Here is a 22,461-nt window from a genome sequence, read left to right as displayed (position 1 = left end):
AGTCGCGTCGGGTCGGGCCGGGTCGGGCGCCTGGTTCAGCTCCCCCGCTCCAGCCGGTAGCCGGTGCCGCGCACGGTGGCGATCCGGTCGGCGCCGACCTTGCGGCGCAGGTACCGCACGTAGACGTCGACGACGTTCGACCCCGCGTCGACGTCACCCCACACCAGACGCAGGAGCTGCTCGCGGGACAGCACCTGGCCGGGATGGCGCAGGAATGCCTCGGCCATGGCGGACTCGCGGGCGGACAGGTCCACGGTCCGTCCCTGCACGCTCACGTGCCGGGTGCGCAGGTCCAGCTCCATGCCGTGGAAGGTCAGGACGTCGCGGCCCGGCGGGCGTGCGCGGTCGAGCCGCAGCCGGACCCGGGCCAGCAGTTCCTCGAACTGGAACGGCTTGCGCATGTAGTCGTCGGCGCCGCCCTCCAGGCCGGCCACCGTGTCGTGCACGCTGTCCCGCGCCGTCAGGATGATCACCGGGATGGTGCTGCCTGCCGCGCGCAGGCGGCGCAGGACGTCGAAGCCGTGCATTCCGGGCAGGCCGATGTCGAGCACGAGCAGGTCGAAGTCACCGGTCACGGCGTGGTCGTGCACGCCGGGACCGTCCTGCACGACCGTCACGGTGAACCCGTTCGCCGTGAGCCCCTTCTTCAGGAACGCCGCGATCCGCGGCTCGTCCTCGGCCACCAGGATCCGGCTCACCGCGCTCCCTCGGGCAGTACCAGCGTGAACGTCGCCCCCTGGCCGGGGCTGCTCTCCAGCTGCACCCGCCCGCCGTGGGTGGTGGCGATCGCCTCGACGATCGACAGGCCCAGGCCCGCTCCCTCCGAGCGCGGGCCGCTGTCGCCGCGGGCGAAGCGCCGGAACACCCGCCGCCGCTCCGACGGCGGGACACCCGGGCCGCTGTCGGCGAGCCAGATCCGCAGCTCGCTGCCGTCGAGATCGGAGCCGAGCGCGATCCGGTCGCCCGGACGCGTGTACCGGGTCGCGTTGTCGGCCAGCGCGACGACCGCCTGGGTGATCCGCTGCCGGTCCATCCGGGTGCGGGTGTGTGCGACCGACTCGAGCTGCCAGTCCCGGTCGGCCAGCGCGGTGAGCTTGTCGAACAGGTCCCGGGTGAGCTCGGCGACGTCGACCGTTTCCGGGCGCAGCAGGGTGACCTGCTCGGCGCGGGTGAGCGAGAGCATGTCCGAGACCAGTCGGTTCATCCGCTCCAGCTCGTCGTCGACCAGCTCGACCGTGTCGCGGACGTCCTCGGGGTCGTGCTCGTCGACGACGCCGAGGTGGCCGCGGACGATGGTGATCGGGGTGCGCAGCTCGTGCCCGGCATCGTCGACGAACCGGCGCTGGGCCAGCACGCCGCTCTGCACCCGGTCGAGCATCGCGTTCAGCGTCCGGGCCAGCTCGGCGATCTCGTCGGTCGGGCCGGACCCGCGCTGGGGCACCCGCCGCGACAGGTCGGTCCCGGTGATCGTGCGGGCGGTCGCGGCCACGTCGCGCAGTGGGCGCAGGATCCGCCCGGCGACCAGCCACGCCGCCGCCGCGGTCAGCAACGACGTCCCGAAACCCACCAGCAGCATCAGCCGGGCCGCCTCGTCGGCGAACTCGTGCTCCTGCTCGGTGAAGTAGCCGACGACGATCACGCCCCGGCTCCGGTCCCCGGGCAGCCAGACCGGCAGTGCCGCCCACCGGACCTCACCGGCGTCGGTCATGTAGCTGCCCTCGGCCCGCCGCGTCAGCGAGCCGACCATGTCGGTGAACCGATCGTCGTCGCGCAGCAGCACGGTGGGGCTCTGCCGCCGCGACTCCCAGCGGAACCGGCCGTCGAGGTAGCCGAGGAACTTCTCGTTCGGCCGCGCCAGGTTCGCCGCGATCACCGACCGCAGGATCTCGTCCACCGAGTCGTAGGGCTCACCGGTGGTGGGGTTGATCCCGGTCTCGGTGACCCGCGCGAACTCGGCGACCTCGGCGGTGAGCGCGCCGTCGATCCGGTTGTCCGTCTCGTCGATCAGCAGTATCCAGGTCACCAGGGTGACCACGGCGAGCGAGGCCAGCACGAGCAGCAGGACCCACGCGATGATCCGGGTCCGGGCCGCGGTCGCCCGGCCGGCCCTGCGGTCGGCGGGTCCGGGCACCGCGGCCGTACCCGGGGCCGTGACGGGCGCCGTGTCCGTGGCCGTGGCAGGCGGGTGGTCGATCGTGATGCCGGCCTCCTGCATTCGGCGTGGGGACGGTGGGCGATGCGCTCGGGCCCGGGGCGACCCGCAGCCGTTGTCCATGATCCCGCATTCGGCGCAGCGGCACCGGATCCTGTCGCGCGGGGGCCGCGACGGACAGCCACCGGCGTTAGGCCGAGAGGACTACGGCATACTGCCGCCATTCGCCGTGGTGACTGCCCGTGCACGTGCCGGTCGGGCCGACGTCACCTGGTGAGAGCAGACCGAACCGCACTCGGGTGACCCCTGACGCACCCGGAGACCGATCGGGGAAATTATGCGCCTGCCGGGTGTGCACGTCCTGCTGACCGCCGGGGTCGTCGCGGTCACCTCGATCGGCACCGTGACCGCGTTCTCCCTGACCGGCGCCGCGTCCGGGCCGGCGCTCCCGCCGGCCGCACCGCCGCCCGCGGCGAGCGCCCCGGCCGTGCCCGCGCCGCCGCTGCCGGCCCCGCCGCCGAGCATCGCGCCGCAGCCGGTCGTCGAGACCGAGGAACCGGCGCCGGAGACCACCCGCGCCGCCCCCCGCAGCAGCACAGAGGACGAGGACGGCGCCCGCTCCGAGCGCCGGGACCGCGCCGCCGAGCGGAGCGAGCGCAACGAGCGGCGGCAGCAGGACAGGCCGGGGCGCGACCGCTCGAACGACCGGTTCGAGAACCAGGTCGAGTACGCCTGCCAGGAGGGCTACGTCGACGAGGAGTACTGCAGGAACTAGCGACGTCTCCCCGCCCGGGGCCGGAGCACCCGGTAGTGTCGCCGCCCGGATCGACGAGAGGGTGGACGACGTGGACGGCGGTCTCCCCGGCGACGCGCGACGCCCCCGGGCCCGGGACGACCGGCAGCTCAGCGAGCGGGTCGCCGGCCACCTGCGCGAGGCGATCATGGCCGGCGAGGTGCAGGCCGGGGAGTTCGTCCGGACCGAGCACCTGGCCGAGCAGCTCGGCGTGAGCGCGACCCCGGTCCGCGAGGCGCTGATGATCCTGCACAGCGAGGGCGCGGTGCGCTGGGAGCCGCGGCGCGGGTTCCGGGTCTCGCCGTTGAGCCGCGGCGACGTCACCGACCTGTTCGCGGTGCAGGCGTTCATCGCCGGAGAGCTCGCCGCGCGTGCGGCGACCGCGCTACCCGACGGCGAGGTCGACCGGCTGCGCGCGGTGCAGCACGCGCTCGAGGCCGCCGCCCGGGCCGGGGACGCCGCCGAGGTGGACCGGCTCAACCACGACATCCACCGCACGGTCAACCGGGCCGCGGACGCGCGCCGGCTGTCGACGGTGCTGCGGACGCTGGTGCAGTACGTGCCACTGGGCTACTTCGGCCAGGTCCGCGGGTGGGCCGACGCGTCCGCGCACGACCACGGCGCCGTCCTCGACGCCCTCGAACGCCGGGACGCCGGCGCCGCACGCGAGGCGATGGCCGCCCACGTGCGGCACATCGGCGGGCTGCTCGCGGAGCACCTCTCCGAGCACGGCGCGCTCGACGGCTCCCCCTGAGCGGCTCTTGCGCGATTCTATAGAAGTCGTGCAGCCTCGCCTGTGATCGCCGGCTCACCGTGGAGGCACCGATGCAGGGTCTGATGTTGGACAGCCAGTTGCTCCTGCACTCGTTGCTGTGGCGTACCGAGCGGCTCTTCGCCGACAAGCAGATCGTCACCCGGCTCGGCCCCGGCGAGTACCACCGCTACACCTACCGCGACTTCGGCAAGCGGGCCCGGCGCCTGGGCGACGCGCTGCGCACGCTCGGCGTCGAGCCCGGCGACCGGGTCGGCACGCTGGCCTGGAACCACTGGCGCCATCTCGAGGCCTACTTCGGGGTGCCCGGCATCCAGGGCGTCCTGCACACGATCAACCTGCGGCTCTCGCCCGCGCAGCAGAAGTTCACCATCGACAAGGCCGAGGACCGGTTCCTGCTCGTCGACACCGACCAGCTCCCCGGCGTCGCGGCGCTGTTCGAGCTCGGTCTGTCCAGTGTGGAGGCGGTCGTCGTACTGGACGACGCCGTGCCGGCACACGACCTGCCGGTGCCGGTGCACGCCTACGAGGACCTGCTCGCCGCCGCCGACGAGGACGCACAGTTCGGCGAGTTCGACGAGAAGACCGCGTCGGCGATGTGCTTCACCTCCGCCACCACCGGTGACCCGAAGGGCGTCGTCTACTCGCACCGGGCGATGGTGCTGCAGGCGATGTGCCTGGCCATGCACGACAAGCTGAACATGGCCGAGCGCCAGATCTGGCTCGAGGTGGCGCCGATGTTCCACTGCAACGGCTGGAACATCCCGCACACCGCACTCCTGCAGGGCGCGACGCTCGTGCTGCCCGGCGCGCACCCGACCCCGGGCGACTACGTCGACATCATCGAGGACCTCGGCGTCACCGGCATGAACGCCGCCGTCACGATCGGCACGATGATCCGCGACGCCGTCCGCTCCTCGGACCGGGAACGCGACCTGTCCACCCTGGACACTCTGTGGCTGGGCGGGCAGGCGCCGTCGAAAGCGGTCATGAAGTGGTTCCGCGACACCTACGACACCGAGGTGATGCAGGGCTACGGCATGACCGAGAACTCCCCGCAGATCTGCTTCTTCGCGCTCAAGTCCACCCTGGAGGGCGGCACCGAGGAGGAGATCTACTCGCTCCGGCAGACCCAGGGGCTGCCGATCCCGCTGCTGCAGATCAAGGTCGTGGACCCGGTGTCGGGTGCGGAGCAGCCCTGGGACGGCGAGTCGATCGGCGACTTCCACGTCCGCTCCCCGTTCACCGCCGGCGAGTACTACCGCGACGAGCGCACGAAGGACTCGATCGTCGACGGCTGGCTGCGCACCGGCGACGTCGGCTGCATCGACCCGGAGGGCTACGTCCTGCTCAAGGACCGCTCCAAGGACCTGATCCGGCGGGGAGTGGATCTCCACGATCGACCTGGAGAACGCGCTGATGTTGCACCCCAAGGTCGCCGAGGCCACCGTCGTCGGGATCGCCGACGAGAAGTGGCTCGAACGCCCGCTCGGTGTCGTGGTGGCCTCGGACGTCTCGCTGAGCACCGAGGAGCTGCGCGCGCACCTGCTCGGCGAGGGGTTCGCCAAGTTCTGGGTGCCCGACGAGTTCCTCTTCGTCGACGAGGTGCCCAAGACCAGCGTCGGCAAGTTCGACAAGAAGGCGATCCGCGGGGTCGTCGCCGACGGCGGCGTGGACGGCGCCCGCGCACGCCTGCTGCCGTCCTGAGGTCAGCGGCCCCGGTAGACGGGATCGCGCTTCTCGGCGAACGCGGTGGAGCCCTCCACGGCGTCGTCGGTGCGCAGGACGTCGAGGAAGTGGCCGAACTCGTTCGCCATGGCCGTGCGCTCGTCGGTGCCCAGACCCTCCAGTACCGACGCGCGGGCGGTGCGGACGGCGACCGGCCCCCGGGCGGCGATCGTGCGGGCCAGCGCGACGGCCTCGTCGCGCAGCTCCGCCGAGGGCACCACCCGGTTCACCAGCCCGACGCGGTGCGCCTCCGCGGCGTCGATCGGGTCACCGGTCAGGATCATCTCCATCGCCAGGCCGAGCGGCACCGCGCGCGGCAGCCGGACGGTGCCGCCCGCGCCGGGGATGATCGCCCACTTGGTCTCGGCCAGGCCGATCGTCGCGTTCGGGGAGGCGAGGCGGATGTCGCAGGCCAGGGCCATCTCGCAGCCGCCGGCCAGCGCGTGCCCGTTCACCGCGGCGATCATCGGCTTGGTGCGCTCGATCGCGGTGAACCCGCCGAAGTTCCACGGCGGCGACTCCCCCGCCCGCACCCGGTCCCGGAAGGCCGGGATCAGCTTCTTCAGGTCCGCGCCGGCGGAGAACACGGTGTCGCCTGCGCCGGTGAGCACCGCGACGCGCAGGTCGTCGTCGGCCTCGAACCCGGCCACCGCGGCGCCGAGGGCCTCGTCGTGCTCGGGGTCGAGCGCGTTGCGCGCCTCCGGACGGTTGATCGTGATGACGGCGACGTGGCCGTCGCGCTCGACGTCGATCGACATCGGGGCCCCTCTCGTCGCGACCGGGATCGTGTTCTGCGGACTCTAGAGGCAGCCTGCGTACAGATTCTATATAATCCAGAGAACGCCGAGCCGAGGAGTCGCGATGACCGAACTGAGCACCGAGGAACGCGCCGTCGTCGACACGGTGCGCGACTTCGTCGACCGCGAGGTCCGTCCCGTGGTCCGCGAGCTGGAGCACTCCGACACCTACCCGGAGAAGCTGATCGAGCAGATGAAGGAGCTCGGCATCTTCGGCCTCGCGATCCCCGAGCCGTGGGGCGAGGCGCCGGTGTCGATGCCCTGCTACGCGCTGGTCACCGCGGAGCTCGCGCGCGGCTGGATGAGCCTGGCCGGGGCGATGGGCGGGCACACCGTCGTGTCCAAGCTGATCCTGGCGTTCGGCACCCCTGAGCAGAAGGACCACTACCTGCCGCGGATGGCGACCGGCGAGATCCGGGCCACGATGGCGCTCACCGAGCCGGGCGGCGGCTCGGACCTGCAGGCCATGTCCACGCACGCGGACCGCGACGGCGACTCCTACGTCGTCAACGGCTCCAAGACGTGGATCACCAACTCGCGCCGGTCCGGGCTGATCGCGCTGATGTGCAAGACCGACCCGCACGCCGAGCCCAAGCACAAGGGGGTCTCGATCCTGCTGGTCGAGCACGGGCCGGGGCTGACGGTGTCGCGGGACCTGCCCAAGCTGGGCTACAAGGGCGTCGAGTCCTGCGAGCTGTCCTTCGACGACATGCGGGTCCCGGCCTCGGCGGTGCTCGGCGGCGTCGAGGGCAAGGGTTTCGCGCAGATGATGAAGGGCCTGGAGACGGGCCGGATCCAGGTCGCGGCGCGGGCACTGGGCGTCGGGCGCGCGGCCCTGGACGACGCGCTGCGCTACGCCCAGGAGCGGGAGAGCTTCGGCAAGCCGATCTGGCAGCACCAGTCGATCGGCAACTACCTCGCCGACATGGCCACCAAGGTCACCGCGGCCCGGCAGCTGATCCTCTACGCGGCCGAGAAGTACGACGCCGGGCAGCGCTGCGACATGGAGGCGGGGATGGCGAAGCTGTTCACCTCCGAGGTGGCGATGGAGATCGCGCTGAACGCGGTGCGCATCCACGGCGGGTACGGCTACTCCACCGAGTTCGACGTCGAGCGGTACTTCCGGGACGCCCCGCTGATGATCGTCGGCGAGGGGACGAACGAGATCCAGCGCAACGTGATCGCCGCCCAGCTGGTCAAGCGGGGCGGACTCGACTGACTGCACGACCCGCTCCAGGTCCGATTCCCGCCGGAAGACTGTCGGTGGTGGGTGGCACAGTTCCTCTCGTGCTGCTGGACCACGAACGCTGCTACCGGGCCGTCACCTCGCGTGACGCGCGGTTCGACGGGCAGTTCGTGACCGCGGTCCGGACCACCCGGATCTACTGCCGGCCGTCCTGCCCGGTGCCGCCGCCGCGCGCGCACAACGTCGAGTTCCTGCGGACGCCGGCCGCCGCGCAGGCCGGTGGCTACCGCGCCTGCCGGCGCTGCCTGCCGGATGCGGTGCCCGGGTCGCCGGAGTGGAACGTGCGCGCCGACCTCGCCGCACGGGCGATGCGCCTGATCGGCGACGGGACCGTCGAGCGGGACGGGATCACCGGGCTGGCCGCGCGGCTGGGCTACTCCCCGCGGCACCTGAACCGGGTACTCGGCGAGGAGCTGGGCGCCGGCCCGCTCGCGCTGGCCCGCGCGCACCGGGCGCACACCGCGCGGCTGCTGGTGGAGACGACGGCGCTGGGGATGGCCGACGTCGCGTTCGCGGCCGGGTTCCACAGCGTGCGCCAGTTCAACGACACCGTCCGCGAGGTCTACGGGGTGCCGCCCGGCACGCTGCGCGCCGAGGCGGCGCGCCGCGGCGGGCACGTCGCCGGCGCCGCGACCGGCCCGCTCACGCTGCGGCTGCCCTACCGGGAGCCGTTCGACCCGTACGGGCTGCTCGGGTTCTTCGACGCCCGCGCGGTCGACGGGGTCGAGTCGGTACGCGACGGGACCTACCGGCGCACGCTGCGGCTGCCGCACGGCCCGGCGACGGTGTCGCTCGACCTCGTCACCGTCGCGGGCGCGGTACCGGCGACGCTGCGGCTGTCCGACCCGCGAGACCTCGGCCCCGCGGTGGCGCGGCTGCGCCGGATGCTCGACCTGGACGCGGACCCGGAGGCGGTGGACGCGGTGCTCGGGGCGGACCCGGCGCTGGCCCCGTCCGTGGCGCAGGTGCCGGGGATCCGGCTGGCCGGGTCGGTGGACGGCGCCGAGACGGCCGTGCGGACCGTGCTCGGGCAGCAGGTCTCGGTCGCGGCGGCACGGACCGCGGCCGCCCGGATGACGACGGTCCTGGGCGATCCCCTGCCGGCCGACCTCGCAACGCCGGCCGCGGAGGGCGACGAGCCGTGGCTGCTGTTCCCGGCCGCGGCGACGATCGCCGAGCGCGGGCACGAGGTACTCACCGGCCCGGCCCGGCGGATCTCCACCGTGCTGGGCGTGTGTGCCGCGATCGCCTCCGGAGACCTCGCGCTCGACCCGGGCCGCGACCCGGACGAGCTGCGCGCCGAGCTGGTCGCGCTGCCGGGCGTCGGTCCGTGGAGCGCCGGTTACCTGGCCATGCGCGTGCTGGGCGACCCGGACGAACTTCTGGCCTCCGACCTGGCGGTACGCCGGGGCGCCGAGGCCCTCGCACTCCCCGGTGACGCGACGGGACTTCGTGCCCGCTCCGCGCGCTGGGCGCCCTGGCGGTCCTACGCCGCCACCCACCTGTGGAGAGCGGCCGCGGCACGGTCCGCCCCCGCTCCCACGACCACACGCCGGAGGACGGCATGACCGACACCCTGACCGACCACGACTCGCCCGCACCGCAGGACGGCGCCGCGACCGCCGCCGGGACGGCCCGCTGGGCCACCCAGGACACCCCGATCGGGCCGTTCACGGCCGTCGTCGACTCCGGCGGCGCGGTGCTCGCGTCGGGCTGGACCGCCGAGCTGGACGAGCTGCTCCCCCAGGTGCACCCCTCGTTGCACCCGGGGGAGCTGCTCCCCGGCGAGCTCGGCCCGGTGGCCGATGCGGTCGCCCGCTACCACGACGGCGACCTGGCGGCGATCGACGCGATCGCGGTCCGGCAGCGGTCCGGCGAGTTCCTGAACCACGCCTGGGACGTGCTGCGCACCGTCGAACCCGGCGCCCCGGTCACCTACACCGAGTACGCGACCCGGTCCGGGCGGCCGAAGGCGGTACGGGCCGCGGCGTCGGCCTGCGCACGGAACGCGGCGGCGCTGTTCGTGCCGTGCCACCGGGTGCTGCGCACCGACGGCTCGCTCGGCGGCTTCCGCTGGGGGCTGCCGGTCAAGCAGTGGCTGATCGAGCACGAGGCCACCCGCTCCCGGCCGGCGTAGCGCGGCGCCTCCCGCCCGCGTTCTCAGACCCCGGGCCGGACGGGGCCGATCGCGGTGCCCGCGTCCACCTCCATGTACCCGCCGGCGGCCCCCTCACCCGGGATCACGGCCCCGTCGGGTGCACGCAGGGAGAACCTGACGGTGCCGGCCGTCGCCCCGCCCGCGGAGTTCGGCACCTGGATGTCGAAGTGGACCGGAGCACCGGGGCCGAACGCGACCGGCACCGCCTGGTCGCCGTAGGTCCTCGGGTTCACCCCGATCGGGGTCTGCCCCTTCCAGAACGCGGCGCCGTCCGGGGACCCGGCGAGCGTGCACGCCGAGGTCCCCGGCGCGGCGACCAGGGTGACGCGGTAGTGGCGGTGCCCGGAGCTGGCCGCGTCGGGCGAGACGGTGCCGCGGTAGTTCGCCGGCCGGCAGGCCGAGGGCGCCGCGTCGGTCCCGGTGGCGGCGGCAACCGTCGCGACCGGGGCCGCGGTGGCGACCCCCGCCGTCAGTGGTGTCAGGATGGCCGCTGCGGCGATGCCGGTGGCGGCGAGTGTTCGGGTGACGGTCGTGGTCTTCTTCGTCCGGTAGGAACCCAGCATCGAGTGAACCTCTTTCGCTTCCGCTGTGGACGCTGACACCAGGTGAGACGGCCCGGAGCGCAGCCGGGATGCGTCGTTGTCCGATGCGTCTTAGCCGGGCAACCCCCGGCCGCATCACCCCTCTCCACCCGGTCCGACCGGTAAACATCCGGCCGGGTGCCGACGCGCGTGCGGCGCACGAAAGACCAGGTCGTGCCGGGTCCGCGGGGGATCGCGGAGGCCCGACCCGGCGCGGCGGGGCCGGAACTGTCGGTGCCCCGGTGCACCCTGTCGGTGTGGATCTCACGAGCATGCTGGTCGGCCTGGTGGTCGGCGTCGCGACCGGTGCCGGGGTGACCTGGCTGGTGGCCGGCGCCCGGTACCGCGAGGCGGTCGCCGAGGCCGCGCGGGCCGCGGCGAACACCACCGCGACCACCCGGGCCGACGCCGCGGGCCTGCGCGCCGAGCGGACCGGGCTGATGGAACGCATCGAGGACCTGCACGAGCAGCTGGAGCAGGCCACCGCGCGGCTGCGCCGGGCGGACTCCGACGCGGCGTCGTTCCACGCGGCGCTGCAGGCCGAGCGGGAGGCCCGCGCGGAGAGCGAGGCCCAGCAGGTCCGCCGGGAGGCCGAGCTCAAGGACTCCTTCGCCGCGCTGTCGCAGGACGCGCTGACCCGCAACAACGAGCAGTTCGTCGCGCTGGCCGAGAGCAGGCTCAAGGAGGTCACCGCCGCACTGTCGGCGAAGGCCGAGGGCGACGAGACCGCACGCGCCAAGGCCGTCGAGACGCTGCTGGACCCGCTCAGCGCCGCGCTGGGCCGGGTCGAGGGTCAGCTGCGCACGGTGGAGAAGGACCGCGAGTCCGCCTACGCCGGGCTGCGCGAACAGGTCCGGCACATGGCCGAGGGCTCCGAACGGCTCGGCACCGAGACCAAGGCGCTGGTCAACGCGCTGCGCGCGCCGCAGGTCCGCGGCCGGTGGGGGGAGCTGCAGCTGGAACGGGTGGTCGAGCTCGCCGGGATGGTGGAGCACTGCGACTTCTCCACCCAGGTCAGCGCGTCCGGTGAGGACGGTGGGGTACGCCCGGACATGGTGGTGCGCCTGTCCGGCGGCAAGCAGGTGGTGGTGGACGCCAAGGTCCCGTTCGCGGCCTACCTGGAGGCGGTCGAGAGCCGCGACGCCGACGTGCACGCCGACCGGCTCGCCCGGCACGCCCGTCAGCTGCGCAGCCACGTCGACCAGCTGGCCGCCAAGGCCTACTGGGAGGCCTTCGAGCCCACCCCGGAGTTCGTCGTCCTGTTCGTGCCGGGCGACCCGTTCCTGGAGGCCGCGCTGCAGGCCGACCCGGCGCTGCTCGAGCACGCGTTCGGCCGCAACGTGGTGCTCGCGACCCCGACCACGCTGATCGCGCTGCTGCGCACCGTGGCCTACGGCTGGCGACAGGAGGCGCTGGCCCGCAACGCCGCGCAGGTGCACCGGCTGGGCCGGGAGCTGCACGGCCGGCTCGCGACGATGGGCACGCACGTGGCCAAGCTCGGGCGCAGCCTGGACTCGGCGGTCGAGAGCTACAACCGCACCGTCTCCTCGCTCGAGGCCAGGGTGCTGGTGACCGCACGCAAGTTCACCGAGCTGCAGGTCTCCGACACCGAGCTCGCCGCGCCCGAGCTGGTCGAGGGCGGCCCGCGCGGGATCTCCGCGCCGGAGCTCCTCGCCTCCGCCGGCGAGTCGCTGGTCTCGCTCGAAGACCTCGCGCAGACGAGCCGTGAGCGGCCCGACGCCGACGACTCGCCCCCGGACGGGTCCCGGGAGGGCCCCGATGTGCGAGCTACTCTGAACCGGTGACCGACACCCGCACCACGTCGGCCCGGCGGCCCGCCTCGACCGCGCCCGGCGGGCGGACCGCGTCGACCCCGTCCGGCCGCCGGGCGCGCAAGGCTCCCGTCGGATCGTGGCCGGTCCGCGAACGGTCGCTGGTCAAGCCGGTTCTGGGCATTCCCCCGGTGGCGGCGGTGGCGATCGCGGCCGGGCTGACCGCGCTGGGCGTGCTGATCGACCTGCTGCGGCTCGGCACCGTCGGCGCGATCTTCGAGGTGGGCTACTTCCTCGGCTGTGTGCTGGCCGTGGCCTGGGTACGGCGGCGCAGCATCTTCGTGCCCTCGATCCAGCCGCCGCTGCTGCTGGCCGTCGTCGTCCCGCTGATCGCCGTCCTGATCGGCGCGCCGACGCCGGAGGCCGGGGCCACCGAGCACCTGCTGATGGCGGGTGCTCCTCTGATCAACGCGTTCCCGGCGATGGCCGTCACGACGCTGGCCGTGCTGCTGGTGGCCGGGTTCCGGCTGGTGCGCCAGCGCACCGGCCCGGACGACGCCTTCGGACAGATCCGCCGCCGGCTCCCCGGCGACCGCACCGGGGACGGGATGCCGGACGCGGGCGCCCGGCCCGGGAACGCCCGGCCAGGGGCCTCCGCTTCCGGCGAGCGCCGGACCGGACGCGGACGGCGCACGGCCGCGCCGGACGCCGCCGCCCGCACGCCCGGCGCCCGCACGCCGGGCGCCCGCACGACCGGCGCCCGGACGCCCGGTACCTCGACCCGCACCGGCGCGGACCGCGCGGCGCCCCGCACCGGCGCGCCCCGGCCCTCGACCGGGTCCTCCGGTACCGACGAGCCGGGCCGACCCCGCCGGCCGCGTCGCAGCTGACGGCGGAAGCAGCCATCATCCGCGGGCGATGGCCGATCCGGGCGCCGGTGACGTACGGCGCACCGACCCCCATTCGTCGAAACTCTTCCCGAAACGGACGCAACCCCCGGGCGGGCCCGGACGTCACACCATCGGGAAGGCGATGACCGTCGCCGACACCCGACGTCGACCCCGCAACCCAGGAGAACGATGAGCAACGCCCACCACAGCCGTCGGCCGCGACCCGCCGTGATGATCGCGGCGCTGGTCGGAGTCCTCGCGGTGGTCGGCGCCGGCACCGCCCTTGCCGGTACCCCGGCCGCGCAGGCCTTCCAGGACCAGCCGCTGGTGCCGGGGACCCCGTGCACGGTCACCGCCAGGGCGTGCGTCGACCTGGACTCCAAGCGGTCCTGGCTGTTCCAGGACGGGAAGGTCTTCCGTGGACCGGTCCCGGCCGCGACCGGCGGCCAGGGCATGCTCACGCCGGTCGGACACTCGTTGCGGGTCTACCGCAAGGAGGCCGACCACAAGAGCGGCGAGTTCAAGGACAAGCAGGGCCGGCCCGCGGCGATGCCGCTCGCGGTGTTCTTCCAGGACGGCGGCATCGCCTTCCACGAGGGCAACACCGAGACCCCGTCCGGCGGCTGCGTGCGCCTGGCCCGCCCGGACGCCCAGGCCTGGTTCGACCACCTGCAGATCGGCGACCAGGTCCAGGTCGTCTCGGCCAAGCAGGTCGCAGCGGACCGCGCGGCCTGACCCCGGGAGCAGTGCCTACCGGGCGGCGGTCCGGTTCGGGCGCAGCTCACGCGGCAGCGAGAACGTCAGCGTCTCCTCGGCCGTGTCGATCTCCTCGACCGAACCCCACCCGCGCTCGGCCAGGTAGTCGACGACGCCGCGGACCAGCACCTCGGGCACCGAGGCACCGCTGGTCACGCCGATCGTCCCGACGCCGTCGAGCCACGCGTCGTCGATCTCCTTGGCGTAGTCGATCAGGTACGACGCGCCCGCACCGGCGGTCAGCGCCACCTCGACCAGCCGCACCGAGTTCGAGGAGTTCCGCGACCCGACGACCAGCACCAGGTCACAGCGCGGGGCCATCGCCTTCACCGCGACCTGCCGGTTCTGGGTGGCGTAGCAGATGTCGTCGGACGGCGGGTTCTGCAGCGCCGGGAACTTCTCGCGCAGCGCGCGCACGGTCTGCATCGTCTCGTCGACGCTCAGCGTGGTCTGCGAGAGCCAGACCACCTTCTCCGGGTCGCGCACGGTGACACCGCCGACGTCGGCCGCGGACTCCACGATCTGGATGTGCTCGGGCGCCTCGCCGGAGGTTCCCTCGACCTCCTCGTGGCCGTTGTGTCCGACCAGCAGGATGTCGTAGTCCTCGCGGGCGAACCGCTTGGCCTCCTGGTGCACCTTGGTGACCAGCGGGCACGTCGCGTCGATGGTGCGCAGCTCGCGGCTCTTCGCCTGCTCGCGCACCGCCGGGGACACCCCGTGCGCGGAGAACACGACCATCGCGCCCTCGGGCACCTGGTCGGCCTCCTCCACGAAGATGGCGCCGCGGTCGGTCAGCGTCTCCACGACGTGCCGGTTGTGCACGATCTCCTTGCGGACGTACACCGGTGCGCCGTGCTGGGCGAGTGCCTGCTCGACGGCCTCCACCGCCCGGTCGACGCCCGCGCAGTAACCCCGTGGCTTGGCCAGCAGGACCTGCTTGTCTCCCGATCCGGACATGCCTCCACCCTACGGACGTCCGCCGCGCGGGTCAGCCGGACGTGAGCGGTCCGACCCGGGTGCGGGCGACCCGGCCTGCCGGGCCGTGCCGGACAGGGAACAATGGACCCCATGACACCGCTGCCGTTCCCCCTGCGGATCGCCGCGGGCCTGGTCGTGACCGCCGTCGAGCAGGCCCGGGAGCTCCCGCGGCACGCCGTCGAGTTCCCGGTGACCGCCGTGAGCCAGGCCCTGCAGGCCTCGATGCGCCTGCAGCAGACCGTCACCGAGCTGGCGATCAAGGGCGACCGCGCACTGGGCACCCTGCGTCCGGCCGAGGACGTCCCGAGCTGGGCGACGTTCGACGACGAGCTGCCCGCCGCGGACTTCCGGCCCCGCAACGGGGCCAGCACCGTCTCCGAGCTGCGCCCGTCGACGAAGGTCACCGACATCCCGGTCGCCCGGCCGCCGAAGCCGGCGGCGCCGCGGACCGCTGCCGGCACCGACGCCGCGGCGACGACCCCCTCGGTGCTGCCCGAGTACCCGTCGATGACGATCCCGCAGCTGCGCGGCAAGCTGCGTGCGCTCACCCTCGACGACCTGGCCGACCTGCTGGCCTGGGAGACCTCGCACGGGAACCGCTCGGAGTACGTCACGATGCTGACCAACCGGATCTCGACGCTGTCGAAGAAGTGACGTCACCGGCCTCCCCCACGTCGGAGGAGTCGCCCTGGCCGGTGCGCACGGTCGCCCGCAAGATCGCCGAATGGGTCGAGCGGCTCGGCGCGGTGTGGGTCGAGGGCCAGCTCGCCCAGGTCACCGCACGTCCCGGGTCGGGAACCGCGTTCCTGGTCCTGCGCGACCCGGCCGCGGACGTGTCGCTGCAGCTCACGGCGCCGTCGTCGCTGGTGCGCGACAGCGGTGGGGCGGTCGTCGAGGGCAGCCGGGTGATCGTGCACGGCAAGCCGTCGTTCTACCTGGGCCGGGGCACGCTGAGCCTGCGGGTCGATGCGATCCGCGCGGTCGGGCTCGGTGAGCTGCTGGCCCGGATCGAACGGCTGCGACGGCTGCTCGCCGCGGAAGGTCTGTTCGACGCCGCGCTCAAGCGCCGCCCGCCGCTGCTGCCGAACCGGATCGGTCTGATCACCGGACGGGCCTCGGCCGCCGAGCACGACGTGGTCTCGAACGCGACGGCCCGCTGGCCCGGGGTGCGGTTCCGGATCGAGAACACCGCGACCCAGGGCGGGCTCGCCGTCGGGCAGATCGTGGACGCCATCGGCGTGCTCGACCGCGACCCGGAGGTCGAGGTGATCGTGCTGGCCCGCGGCGGCGGCAGCGTCGAGGATCTGCTGCCGTTCTCCGACGAGACGCTGTGCCGGGCCGTCGCGGCCTGTCGGACGCCGGTGGTCTCGGCGATCGGGCACGAGCCGGACACCCCACTGGTCGACCACGTCGCGGACCTGCGCTGCTCGACCCCGACCGAGGCGGGGCGCAGCCTCGTGCCGGACCTGGCCGAGGAGACCGCGCGCATCGCCGCCCTGCGCGAGCGGGCCCGTCGTGCGCTGTCCGGCTGGGTGGACCGCGAGCAGCGGCGGGTGCGCGAGCTGCGCGCCCGGCCGGTCCTCGCCGAGCCCCTGCGGATGTTCGACCGGCACGAGCGCGAGCTGTCCGAGCTGCGCGCGGCCGGGCACCGCGCCGTCCTGCGCCGGTTCGACCGGTCCTCGGCGGAGCTCGAACACCTCAGCGCCCGCCTGACCGCACTGGGCCCGTCGGCGACGCTGGCCCGCGGGTACGCCATCGTCCAGCTCGACGGGGCCGGTTCCGCCGACGCCCCTACCGGTGCCGAGGCCGGCGTCCCGCCGCTGCTGCGCTCGACCGCCGACGCCCCGGCCGGGACACGCCTGCGGATCCGGGTGGGCGACGGCGCGATCGCGGCGACGTCGGACGGTCCCGACCCCGGCCGCCACGGGGACGGCCCCGACCCCGGCCACCACGGGAGCGTCGACGACCCGGCCGCAGCCGGCACGCCGACGGCGACGCCCGACCCGGCCTCCCGCCGCACCGCGCGGACCCGGAAGACTCCGGCCGACGACACGTCGCCGGGCACCCCGGCCCGGCGGAGCAGGAAGAAGGCGAGCGGGTGAGCACACCGCAGACGACCCCGGACAGGACCCCGGTCGAGAAGCTGGACTACGAGAAGGCCCGCGACGAGCTGGCCGAGGTGGTGCGCGCGCTCGAGGTCGGCGGCCTCGGCCTGGACGAGTCGGTGGCCCTGTGGGAGCGCGGCGAGGCGCTGGCCCGCCGCTGTGAGCAGCAACTGGCCGGCGCCCGCGAACGCGTCGAACAGGTCCTGGCCGACACCGAGCCGGAGTAGCGCCCGTCCGGGCGCGGTGGAACACACGGCCGGTACCTCGGACACACCTCCGCCTGTGTGTGCGAGGCACCGGAGGTGTGTGACACCACCTCAGCAGCCCCTCAGCAGCCCCTCAGTAGCGCAGCAGGCGGCGCAGGTGCGCGGCCGTCGGGGCGAACTCGTCCAGGTCGTCCCACGTCCAGCGGACCACCTCCGAGCCGGCGCGGCGGAGTGCGTCCTCCCGGCGCTTCTCCTCGAACACGACGTCGCCCGGCTTCTGACCGGGTCGGAGCATGCGTCCGTACTTGCCCTTCCCGTCGAACTCCCCGATCACCGGAGGCGTCCCGTCCCACCGGAAGTCGACCCTGGCCAGCCACTCGCCGCCGGAGTCGACCACGTTGTGCTGCAGGTCCGGGACGGGGAGGCCGGCCTGGTGGATGCGCACCCGGCTCCGCGACTCGCCCACGCTCGCGCTGCGGCCGTCGGCGAACCGGACCACCCGCTCGGCCGCCGTGACCCCGGGCCATCCGCGGGCCCGGTGGAGCGCGTCGTGCAGGGACCCGACCGTGGCCCCCTCCAGCCGCAACGCCGCGTCGGCGACGACCACCGCCTGCTCGAACGGGACGGACCGGGCCACGTCCACGACCGTCCGCGGCACGCTCGTGACGGCGATCCCGTGCCGGGAGACGATCTCGCCGGACGTCAGCGGCGAGGCGTGCAGGTCGAGGTCGGATCGGCGGCGTGCGCCGGTCGGGCGATCGCGGGTCACGTGCACCCGGCGCATCGGCAGGCCCCACGGCTCGAGTCCGTGCAGCGCCGCGGCGGAGAGGTGGCTGACCACGACCGGCGTGTGCAGCCGGCACAGTGCGCCCCGCACCGCGTCGAGGTGCCGGTCGAACTCGTCCGGTGCGCCGGGGCCGGCCCCGGACGAGCGGAGACGCGCGGGTAGGTAGATGCCGCGCCGGAGGCGGGTGAGGTGCCCCGCAGCGACGGCGCCGTACAGCTCCTTCGCGCTGACACCCGCCGCGAGCAGATCCGCCCGGCGCAGTGGCGCCGAGCCCGTCCAGAGGTCCATGTCCCGACCATGACCCCCACACGGTCACCGACACCCCCCGATTCCCAGACCTGTGGACAACCCACGCAGCTTGTGGACAGCCACGTCGAACACGGCGTCGCGACCCGACACACACCGTCGGCGATATGTGTGGAGGGCCGTGGATGTGTTCGAGCGGGTCAGTTGGTTCCGGCGCCGGGAGGGAGCGGGGTGGCGCGGAGGGTGGCCTCGGCGAGGGTGCGGAACTCGTCGTCGTTGCCGCTGCCGGTGATCAGCAGGCGGCTCGGGGCCGATGGGCCCGGGTTCGGCACGGTGGCGATGCGGAAGGGTTCACCGCTCTGCGCCCGGTAGGTGACCCAGCTCAGGCCGGCGGCGGGGGTGACGCCCTCCCCCGTCGGGATGGTCGCGCCGGCCTCGGTGCGCAGCAGGTTCTCCTCGGTGGCGTCGCTCTGTACCAGGCGCAGGTAGCGACCCTCGCCGGTGACGAAACCGGTCCGCACCGCGGTGCCGCCGCCCTCGACCGGGCCGCGGTCGGTGGAGTTCGCGCGCCACGGCACGGCCGGCACACGCAGGGCGAACGTGGAGACCCGGGCGTACTCGGCGAGCCTGGCCGGGGCGTCGACGCTGGGCCCTGCGTTCGGGTCGATCTGCGGCCCGGTCGGGGCGAACGTGCAGGACCTGGTCACCCCGACCAGCAGCAGCGCGATCGGGATCAGGATCAGCAGGGCTCCGAGCATGTCCTTCATCCGGGTCTCGGTGCGGCCCGGCTTCTGCATCGGGCGCGGGCCGACCCGAGGGCGCTGCCGCGGCGCCTCCGCCGGCTCCGACGCCTCCTCGGGCACGCGGGAACCGGTGGACGCGTGGGGATCGGGCTCGGAGCTCACACCCACCATGGTCGCGCAGGCCCTCCCCGGCGGCGCGCGGGCCCGTTCCCGGTGTGACCGGGCCCGGGGTTCCGATCGAGCAGGCATGGCATGGATCGCTCATCACGCCACCGGCGCGCCCGATCTGCCAGGATCGAGGGCCGGGCCACGCCGGCGCCGGCCGACGCGAGGCCGTGCCGAACACAGCGGACCCCGAGAGAAGGAGATGCCCGTGACCCAGCCAGCGCAGACCTCCAACCCCGCGGCCCCGGCCCGACGGCGGGAGGCCCCCGACCGGAACCTGGCGATGGAGCTGGTCCGGGTGACCGAGGCCGCGGCGATGGCCGCGGGGCGCTGGGTCGGTCGCGGGGACAAGAACGGCGGGGACGGCGCCGCGGTGGACGCGATGCGCCAGCTCATCGGCACCGTGTCCATGCAGGGGGTGGTCGTGATCGGCGAGGGCGAGAAGGACGAGGCCCCCATGCTGTTCAACGGCGAGCAGGTCGGCAACGGCCACGGCCCGGCCTGCGACGTCGCGGTGGACCCGATCGACGGCACCACGTTGATGGCCAAGGGCATGCCGAACGCGCTGGCCGTCCTCGCGGTGGCCGAGCGGGACGCGATGTTCGACCCGTCCGCGGTGTTCTACATGGAGAAGCTCGCGGTCGGGCCGGAGGCGGCGTCGGTGATCGACATCACCGAGTCGGTCGCGGAGAACGTCCGCCGGGTCGCCGCGGCCAAGGGCAGCGACATCGCCGACGTCACGGTGTGCGTGCTGGACCGCCCGCGGCACGAGCAGATCGTCGAGGACATCCGCGCGACCGGCGCCCGCATCCACTTCATCACCGACGGCGACGTGGCCGGCGCCATCGCCGCCGCCCGTCCGAACAGCGGCGTCGACATGCTCTACGGCATCGGCGGCACCCCGGAGGGGATCATCACCGCGGCCGCCCTGAAGTGCATGGGCGGCGAGATCCAGGGCAGGCTCTGGCCCAAGGACGACGAGGAGAGGCAGAAGGCCCTCGCCGCCGGACACGACCTGGACCGGGTGCTCACCACCGCCGACCTGGTGCGCGGGGACAACGTGTTCTTCTGCGCCACCGGGATCACCGACGGCGCCCTGCTGCGCGGCGTGCACTACCAGCCGGGCGGGGCGACCACCCAGTCGATCGTGATGCGGTCCCGGTCGGGCACCGTGCGCCTGATCGACGGCCACCACCGGCTGACCAAGCTGCGCGAGTTCTCCGACGTCGACTTCGACCGGGCCGCCGAGCAGGACACCCCACCTCTGCCCTGACCCCGGGGCCCGGCCCGTGGAGTTGTCTGCCCGGTCACGCAGGCCTGCGCGCCGGCCGGACCCGGGCCAGACTCGGCGCCATGAGCGACGAGTACCGCATCGAGCACGACACCATGGGCGAGGTCCGGGTCCCGCGTGACGCGTTGTGGCGGGCCCAGACCCAGCGCGCGGTGGAGAACTTCCCGATCTCCGGCCGCGGCCTGGAGCGCACCCAGATCCGCGCGCTCGGCCTGGTCAAGGCCGCGGCGGCGCGGGTGAACAAGGACCTCGGGGTCCTGGACGCGGACAGGGCCGACGCGATCGCCGCCGCGGCGGACCAGGTCGCCGGAGGCGGCTACGACGACCAGTTCCCGGTGGACGTGTTCCAGACCGGTTCCGGCACGTCGTCGAACATGAACGCGAACGAGGTGATCGCGAGCCTGGCCGGGAAGGCCGGGGTCGAGGTGCACCCGAACGACCACGTGAACGCGTCCCAGTCGTCGAACGACGTGTTCCCGACGACCATCCACGTGGCCGCGACCGAGGCCCTGTCGACCGAGGTGGTCCCGGCGCTGGAGCACCTGGCCGCGTCGCTGCGCCGCCGTTCCGACGACTGGGCCGAGGTCGTCAAGGCCGGGCGCACGCACCTGATGGACGCGGTGCCGATCACGCTGGGCCAGGAGGCCGGGGCGTGGGCGAGCCAGGCCGAGTACGGCGCGGCCCGGGTCCGCGACGCGCTGCCGCGGCTGGCCGTGCTGCCGATCGGCGGCACCGCCGTCGGGACCGGCCTCAACGCCCCGGACGGCTTCGGCGCCGGCGTGGTCGAGCAGCTCCGGTCGGCGACCGGGCTCGACGTGCTCAGCGAGGCCACCGACCACATCGAGGCCCAGGGCTCACGGGACGGCCTCGTCGAGGCCTCCGGCGCTCTGCGCACGGTCGCGGTGTCGCTCTACAAGATCGCCAACGACCTGCGGTGGCTGTCCTCGGGCCCGCGCACCGGGCTGGCCGAGATCCACCTGCCGGACCTTCAGCCGGGCAGCTCGATCATGCCGGGCAAGGTCAACCCGGTGATCTGCGAGGCCACGATGATGGTCGCGGCGCAGGTCATGGGCAACGACGCGACGGTCGGGTTCGGCGGCAGCCAGGGCAACCTGCAGCTCAACGTGATGATGCCGGTGATGGCGCGCAACGTGCTGGAGTCGGCACGGCTGCTGGCCAACGCCTCGCGCCTGCTCGCCGACAAGGTGATCGACGGGATCTCCGCCGACGTCGAGCGGACCCGCGAGTACGCGGAGTCGTCGCCGTCGATCGTCACGCCGCTGAACGGGTTCATCGGCTACGAGGAGGCCGCCTCGATCGCCAAGCAGTCACTCAAGGAACGCCGCACGATCCGCGACGTGGTGATCGAACGCGGGCACGTGGAGTCCGGGAAGCTCACCGAGGCCCAGCTCGACGCGGCCCTGGACGTGCTGGCGATGGCGCGCGGGCAGAAGAAGGTGTGAGAGAAGCCTGCGGAACGAACCGGCGGCACTAGCCGGCCCGCTCACCCGCCGCACCCGCCCGGATGCGGCGGGTGCGGCCATCTTCCGTTCACCTCTGATTACCCGTTCGGACCATGCATCCGTGACAGAGTGTCGATCAATGTGATCCGCTGTCCACGAATGCGCCGAGGGTGATCGTCCGATGACCGACGACAGGTTCACGTTCGAGCCGGTGTACGACCTGCACACGGCACGCGTGTGCGGCTTCCGCATCGCCCCGGCCCGCCCTCGGGACGCGATCGCCGAACGGGCACGCGGCACCGGGTGGAGCGCCCGGCAGATCGCCGATGTCGACGCCGGGACCGCGGTCTCCGCGGTCGCGCACGCCCGGCGTCTGGACCCGGCCGCGCCGGTGCAGGTCGGCGTGGCCGCGGACACCGTGGTGCTGGCCCGGGACCGGCTGCGGGCGATGCTGCCCGCCGGCGGCGGGGTCGCCCCGATGCTCGAGGTCGGCCCGGCACTGGCCGCGGCACCGGTCGAGGACCTGGTCCGGGCGCTGGCCGAGCTGCGCGGGTGGGGGTTCCGGATCGCGCTCGACGGGATCGGCCGGGGCTTCGGGGTGGACCTGCTCGTGGCCGCGGGGCCGGAGGTCGTGCTCCTGGAGGAGCGCCTGGCCGCGCCCGACCCGGACACCGCGTCCGTGGCCGTGGTCCGCGCGGTGTGCGGGGTCGCCGCGGCGAGCGGGGTGCGGGTGGCTGCGACCGGCGTCGGCAGCGCCGACGTGCTGACCCGGATGCACGGGTGTGGTGCGCGGCTGGCCCGCGGACCGCTGCTCGGTGGCCCGCGCGGACGT

22 protein-coding genes and 1 pseudogene are annotated in these 22,461 nt (G+C 73.9%); 16 read left to right on the top strand and 7 right to left on the bottom strand.

Annotated elements, in window-relative coordinates:
• Nucleotides 1-35 precede the first annotated feature (35 nt).
• Nucleotides 36-698: a response regulator transcription factor gene (locus I4I78_RS04080; protein WP_218609822.1), complete on the bottom strand. Its 663-nt coding sequence runs from the start codon at nt 696-698 to the stop codon at nt 36-38.
• Nucleotides 695-2,131: an ATP-binding protein gene (locus I4I78_RS33685; RefSeq protein WP_308251887.1), complete on the bottom strand. Its 1,437-nt coding sequence runs from the start codon at nt 2,129-2,131 to the stop codon at nt 695-697. The genes I4I78_RS04080 and I4I78_RS33685 overlap by 4 nt, the downstream gene beginning before the upstream one ends.
• A gap of 358 nt (nt 2,132-2,489) precedes the next feature.
• On the opposite strand from I4I78_RS33685, the gene I4I78_RS04070 reads away from it, so the two are divergent.
• From I4I78_RS04070 to I4I78_RS32560, 4 genes and pseudogenes are all read left to right on the top strand, one after another.
• Entirely contained in the window at nt 2,490-2,927 is a 438-nt protein-coding gene (locus I4I78_RS04070) for a hypothetical protein (RefSeq protein WP_218609820.1), read from the top strand.
• A gap of 70 nt (nt 2,928-2,997) precedes the next feature.
• Nucleotides 2,998-3,699, top strand: a complete 702-nt coding sequence (locus I4I78_RS33680) for a GntR family transcriptional regulator (RefSeq protein ID WP_308251886.1) — start codon at nt 2,998-3,000, stop codon at nt 3,697-3,699.
• Nucleotides 3,700-3,770: 71 nt separating this feature from the next.
• Nucleotides 3,771-4,919: pseudogene (locus I4I78_RS04060) on the top strand (AMP-binding protein); the annotation flags it as partial.
• A 217-nt stretch (nt 4,920-5,136) separates the two neighbouring features.
• A complete protein-coding gene (locus I4I78_RS32560; RefSeq protein ID WP_226379054.1) occupies nt 5,137-5,424 on the top strand; it encodes a hypothetical protein in 288 nt (95 codons plus the stop codon).
• A gap of 2 nt (nt 5,425-5,426) precedes the next feature.
• Here I4I78_RS32560 and I4I78_RS04055 read toward each other — a convergent pair whose 3' ends face one another.
• On the bottom strand, nt 5,427-6,203 hold the full coding sequence (locus I4I78_RS04055; RefSeq protein WP_218609819.1) for an enoyl-CoA hydratase/isomerase family protein: 777 nt from the start codon (nt 6,201-6,203) through the stop codon (nt 5,427-5,429).
• A gap of 103 nt (nt 6,204-6,306) precedes the next feature.
• Between I4I78_RS04055 and I4I78_RS04050 the strand changes: the two genes are divergently transcribed.
• From I4I78_RS04050 to I4I78_RS04040, 3 genes are all read left to right on the top strand, one after another.
• Nucleotides 6,307-7,461 (top strand): acyl-CoA dehydrogenase family protein, encoded by a 1,155-nt coding sequence (locus I4I78_RS04050; RefSeq protein WP_218609818.1) that lies wholly within the window; start codon nt 6,307-6,309, stop codon nt 7,459-7,461.
• A gap of 68 nt (nt 7,462-7,529) precedes the next feature.
• Nucleotides 7,530-9,056 (top strand): AlkA N-terminal domain-containing protein, encoded by a 1,527-nt coding sequence (locus I4I78_RS04045; protein ID WP_218609817.1) that lies wholly within the window; start codon nt 7,530-7,532, stop codon nt 9,054-9,056.
• Nucleotides 9,053-9,625 carry a methylated-DNA--[protein]-cysteine S-methyltransferase gene (locus I4I78_RS04040; RefSeq protein WP_218609816.1) on the top strand — a complete coding sequence of 191 codons (573 nt, stop codon included), beginning with the start codon at nt 9,053-9,055 and terminating at the stop codon, nt 9,623-9,625. The genes I4I78_RS04045 and I4I78_RS04040 overlap by 4 nt, the downstream gene beginning before the upstream one ends.
• A gap of 23 nt (nt 9,626-9,648) precedes the next feature.
• On the opposite strand, the gene I4I78_RS04035 is transcribed toward I4I78_RS04040, so the two are convergent.
• Nucleotides 9,649-10,209, bottom strand: coding sequence for a DUF4232 domain-containing protein (locus I4I78_RS04035; RefSeq protein ID WP_218609815.1), 561 nt, complete (start codon nt 10,207-10,209; stop codon nt 9,649-9,651).
• A 275-nt stretch (nt 10,210-10,484) separates the two neighbouring features.
• On the opposite strand from I4I78_RS04035, the gene rmuC reads away from it, so the two are divergent.
• The 3 genes from rmuC to I4I78_RS04020 all read left to right on the top strand — a co-directional run bounded on the left by rmuC (nt 10,485) and on the right by I4I78_RS04020 (nt 13,624).
• A complete protein-coding gene (gene rmuC / locus I4I78_RS04030; protein WP_308251885.1) occupies nt 10,485-12,032 on the top strand; it encodes a DNA recombination protein RmuC in 1,548 nt (515 codons plus the stop codon).
• Nucleotides 12,029-12,889, top strand: coding sequence for a DUF6542 domain-containing protein (locus I4I78_RS04025; RefSeq protein WP_218609813.1), 861 nt, complete (start codon nt 12,029-12,031; stop codon nt 12,887-12,889). The genes rmuC and I4I78_RS04025 overlap by 4 nt, the downstream gene beginning before the upstream one ends.
• A 189-nt stretch (nt 12,890-13,078) precedes the next feature.
• Nucleotides 13,079-13,624 carry a L,D-transpeptidase gene (locus I4I78_RS04020; RefSeq protein WP_218609812.1) on the top strand — a complete coding sequence of 182 codons (546 nt, stop codon included), beginning with the start codon at nt 13,079-13,081 and terminating at the stop codon, nt 13,622-13,624.
• Nucleotides 13,625-13,639: 15 nt separating this feature from the next.
• On the opposite strand, the gene I4I78_RS04015 is transcribed toward I4I78_RS04020, so the two are convergent.
• Complete coding sequence (locus tag I4I78_RS04015) at nt 13,640-14,602, bottom strand: 4-hydroxy-3-methylbut-2-enyl diphosphate reductase (protein ID WP_218609811.1); 963 nt, start codon at nt 14,600-14,602, stop codon at nt 13,640-13,642.
• A 111-nt stretch (nt 14,603-14,713) separates the two neighbouring features.
• On the opposite strand from I4I78_RS04015, the gene I4I78_RS04010 reads away from it, so the two are divergent.
• The 3 genes from I4I78_RS04010 to I4I78_RS04000 are packed head-to-tail and all read left to right on the top strand — an operon-like array spanning nt 14,714 to nt 16,955.
• The gene (locus tag I4I78_RS04010; protein WP_218609810.1) at nt 14,714-15,277 is read left to right on the top strand and encodes a lipid droplet-associated protein; all 564 of its coding nucleotides are present in this window, start codon (nt 14,714-14,716) and stop codon (nt 15,275-15,277) included.
• A gap of 41 nt (nt 15,278-15,318) precedes the next feature.
• A complete protein-coding gene (xseA, locus tag I4I78_RS04005; RefSeq protein ID WP_308251884.1) occupies nt 15,319-16,725 on the top strand; it encodes an exodeoxyribonuclease VII large subunit in 1,407 nt (468 codons plus the stop codon).
• Nucleotides 16,722-16,955: an exodeoxyribonuclease VII small subunit gene (locus tag I4I78_RS04000; protein ID WP_218609809.1), complete on the top strand. Its 234-nt coding sequence runs from the start codon at nt 16,722-16,724 to the stop codon at nt 16,953-16,955. Before xseA ends, I4I78_RS04000 begins: the two co-directional genes overlap by 4 nt.
• Before the next feature lie 112 nt (nt 16,956-17,067).
• Here I4I78_RS04000 and I4I78_RS03995 read toward each other — a convergent pair whose 3' ends face one another.
• Together I4I78_RS03995 and I4I78_RS03990 are read right to left on the bottom strand one after the other, a co-directional pair.
• Nucleotides 17,068-18,009 carry a type IV toxin-antitoxin system AbiEi family antitoxin domain-containing protein gene (locus I4I78_RS03995; protein ID WP_218609808.1) on the bottom strand — a complete coding sequence of 314 codons (942 nt, stop codon included), beginning with the start codon at nt 18,007-18,009 and terminating at the stop codon, nt 17,068-17,070.
• A gap of 158 nt (nt 18,010-18,167) precedes the next feature.
• Nucleotides 18,168-18,872 carry a DUF4245 domain-containing protein gene (locus tag I4I78_RS03990; protein ID WP_218609807.1) on the bottom strand — a complete coding sequence of 235 codons (705 nt, stop codon included), beginning with the start codon at nt 18,870-18,872 and terminating at the stop codon, nt 18,168-18,170.
• Between the two features lie 205 nt (nt 18,873-19,077).
• On the opposite strand from I4I78_RS03990, the gene glpX reads away from it, so the two are divergent.
• The 3 genes from glpX to I4I78_RS03975 all read left to right on the top strand — a co-directional run.
• The gene (gene glpX / locus I4I78_RS03985; protein ID WP_218609806.1) at nt 19,078-20,148 is read left to right on the top strand and encodes a class II fructose-bisphosphatase; all 1,071 of its coding nucleotides are present in this window, start codon (nt 19,078-19,080) and stop codon (nt 20,146-20,148) included.
• An 80-nt stretch (nt 20,149-20,228) separates the two neighbouring features.
• A complete protein-coding gene (locus I4I78_RS03980) occupies nt 20,229-21,629 on the top strand; it encodes a class II fumarate hydratase (protein WP_218609805.1) in 1,401 nt (466 codons plus the stop codon).
• 181 nt (nt 21,630-21,810) lie between these two features.
• The coding region (locus tag I4I78_RS03975) for an EAL domain-containing protein (RefSeq protein ID WP_218609804.1) at nt 21,811-22,461 on the top strand (651 nt) is incomplete at its 3' end.

It is taken from the genome of Pseudonocardia sp. KRD291 (assembly GCF_019263595.1).
Taxonomy (GTDB): domain Bacteria; phylum Actinomycetota; class Actinomycetes; order Mycobacteriales; family Pseudonocardiaceae; genus Pseudonocardia.
The sequence above is the reverse complement of the archived record's forward strand: the minus strand, read 5'-3'. Positions and strand labels throughout refer to the sequence as shown.

Coding starts and splice junctions, on each gene's coding strand:
- I4I78_RS03995 (WP_218609808.1), bottom strand. CDS start 18,009: ATGGACCTCTGGACGGGCTCGGCGCCACTGCGCCGGGCGGATCTGCTC.
- I4I78_RS04035 (WP_218609815.1), bottom strand. CDS start 10,209: ATGCTGGGTTCCTACCGGACGAAGAAGACCACGACCGTCACCCGAACA.
- I4I78_RS04055 (WP_218609819.1), bottom strand. CDS start 6,203: ATGTCGATCGACGTCGAGCGCGACGGCCACGTCGCCGTCATCACGATC.
- I4I78_RS04050 (WP_218609818.1), top strand. CDS start 6,307: ATGACCGAACTGAGCACCGAGGAACGCGCCGTCGTCGACACGGTGCGC.
- I4I78_RS04010 (WP_218609810.1), top strand. CDS start 14,714: ATGACACCGCTGCCGTTCCCCCTGCGGATCGCCGCGGGCCTGGTCGTG.
- I4I78_RS04020 (WP_218609812.1), top strand. CDS start 13,079: ATGAGCAACGCCCACCACAGCCGTCGGCCGCGACCCGCCGTGATGATC.
- I4I78_RS04040 (WP_218609816.1), top strand. CDS start 9,053: ATGACCGACACCCTGACCGACCACGACTCGCCCGCACCGCAGGACGGC.
- I4I78_RS04015 (WP_218609811.1), bottom strand. CDS start 14,602: ATGTCCGGATCGGGAGACAAGCAGGTCCTGCTGGCCAAGCCACGGGGT.
- I4I78_RS04070 (WP_218609820.1), top strand. CDS start 2,490: ATGCGCCTGCCGGGTGTGCACGTCCTGCTGACCGCCGGGGTCGTCGCG.
- glpX (WP_218609806.1), top strand. CDS start 19,078: ATGCCCGTGACCCAGCCAGCGCAGACCTCCAACCCCGCGGCCCCGGCC.
- I4I78_RS32560 (WP_226379054.1), top strand. CDS start 5,137: ATGTTGCACCCCAAGGTCGCCGAGGCCACCGTCGTCGGGATCGCCGAC.
- I4I78_RS03980 (WP_218609805.1), top strand. CDS start 20,229: ATGAGCGACGAGTACCGCATCGAGCACGACACCATGGGCGAGGTCCGG.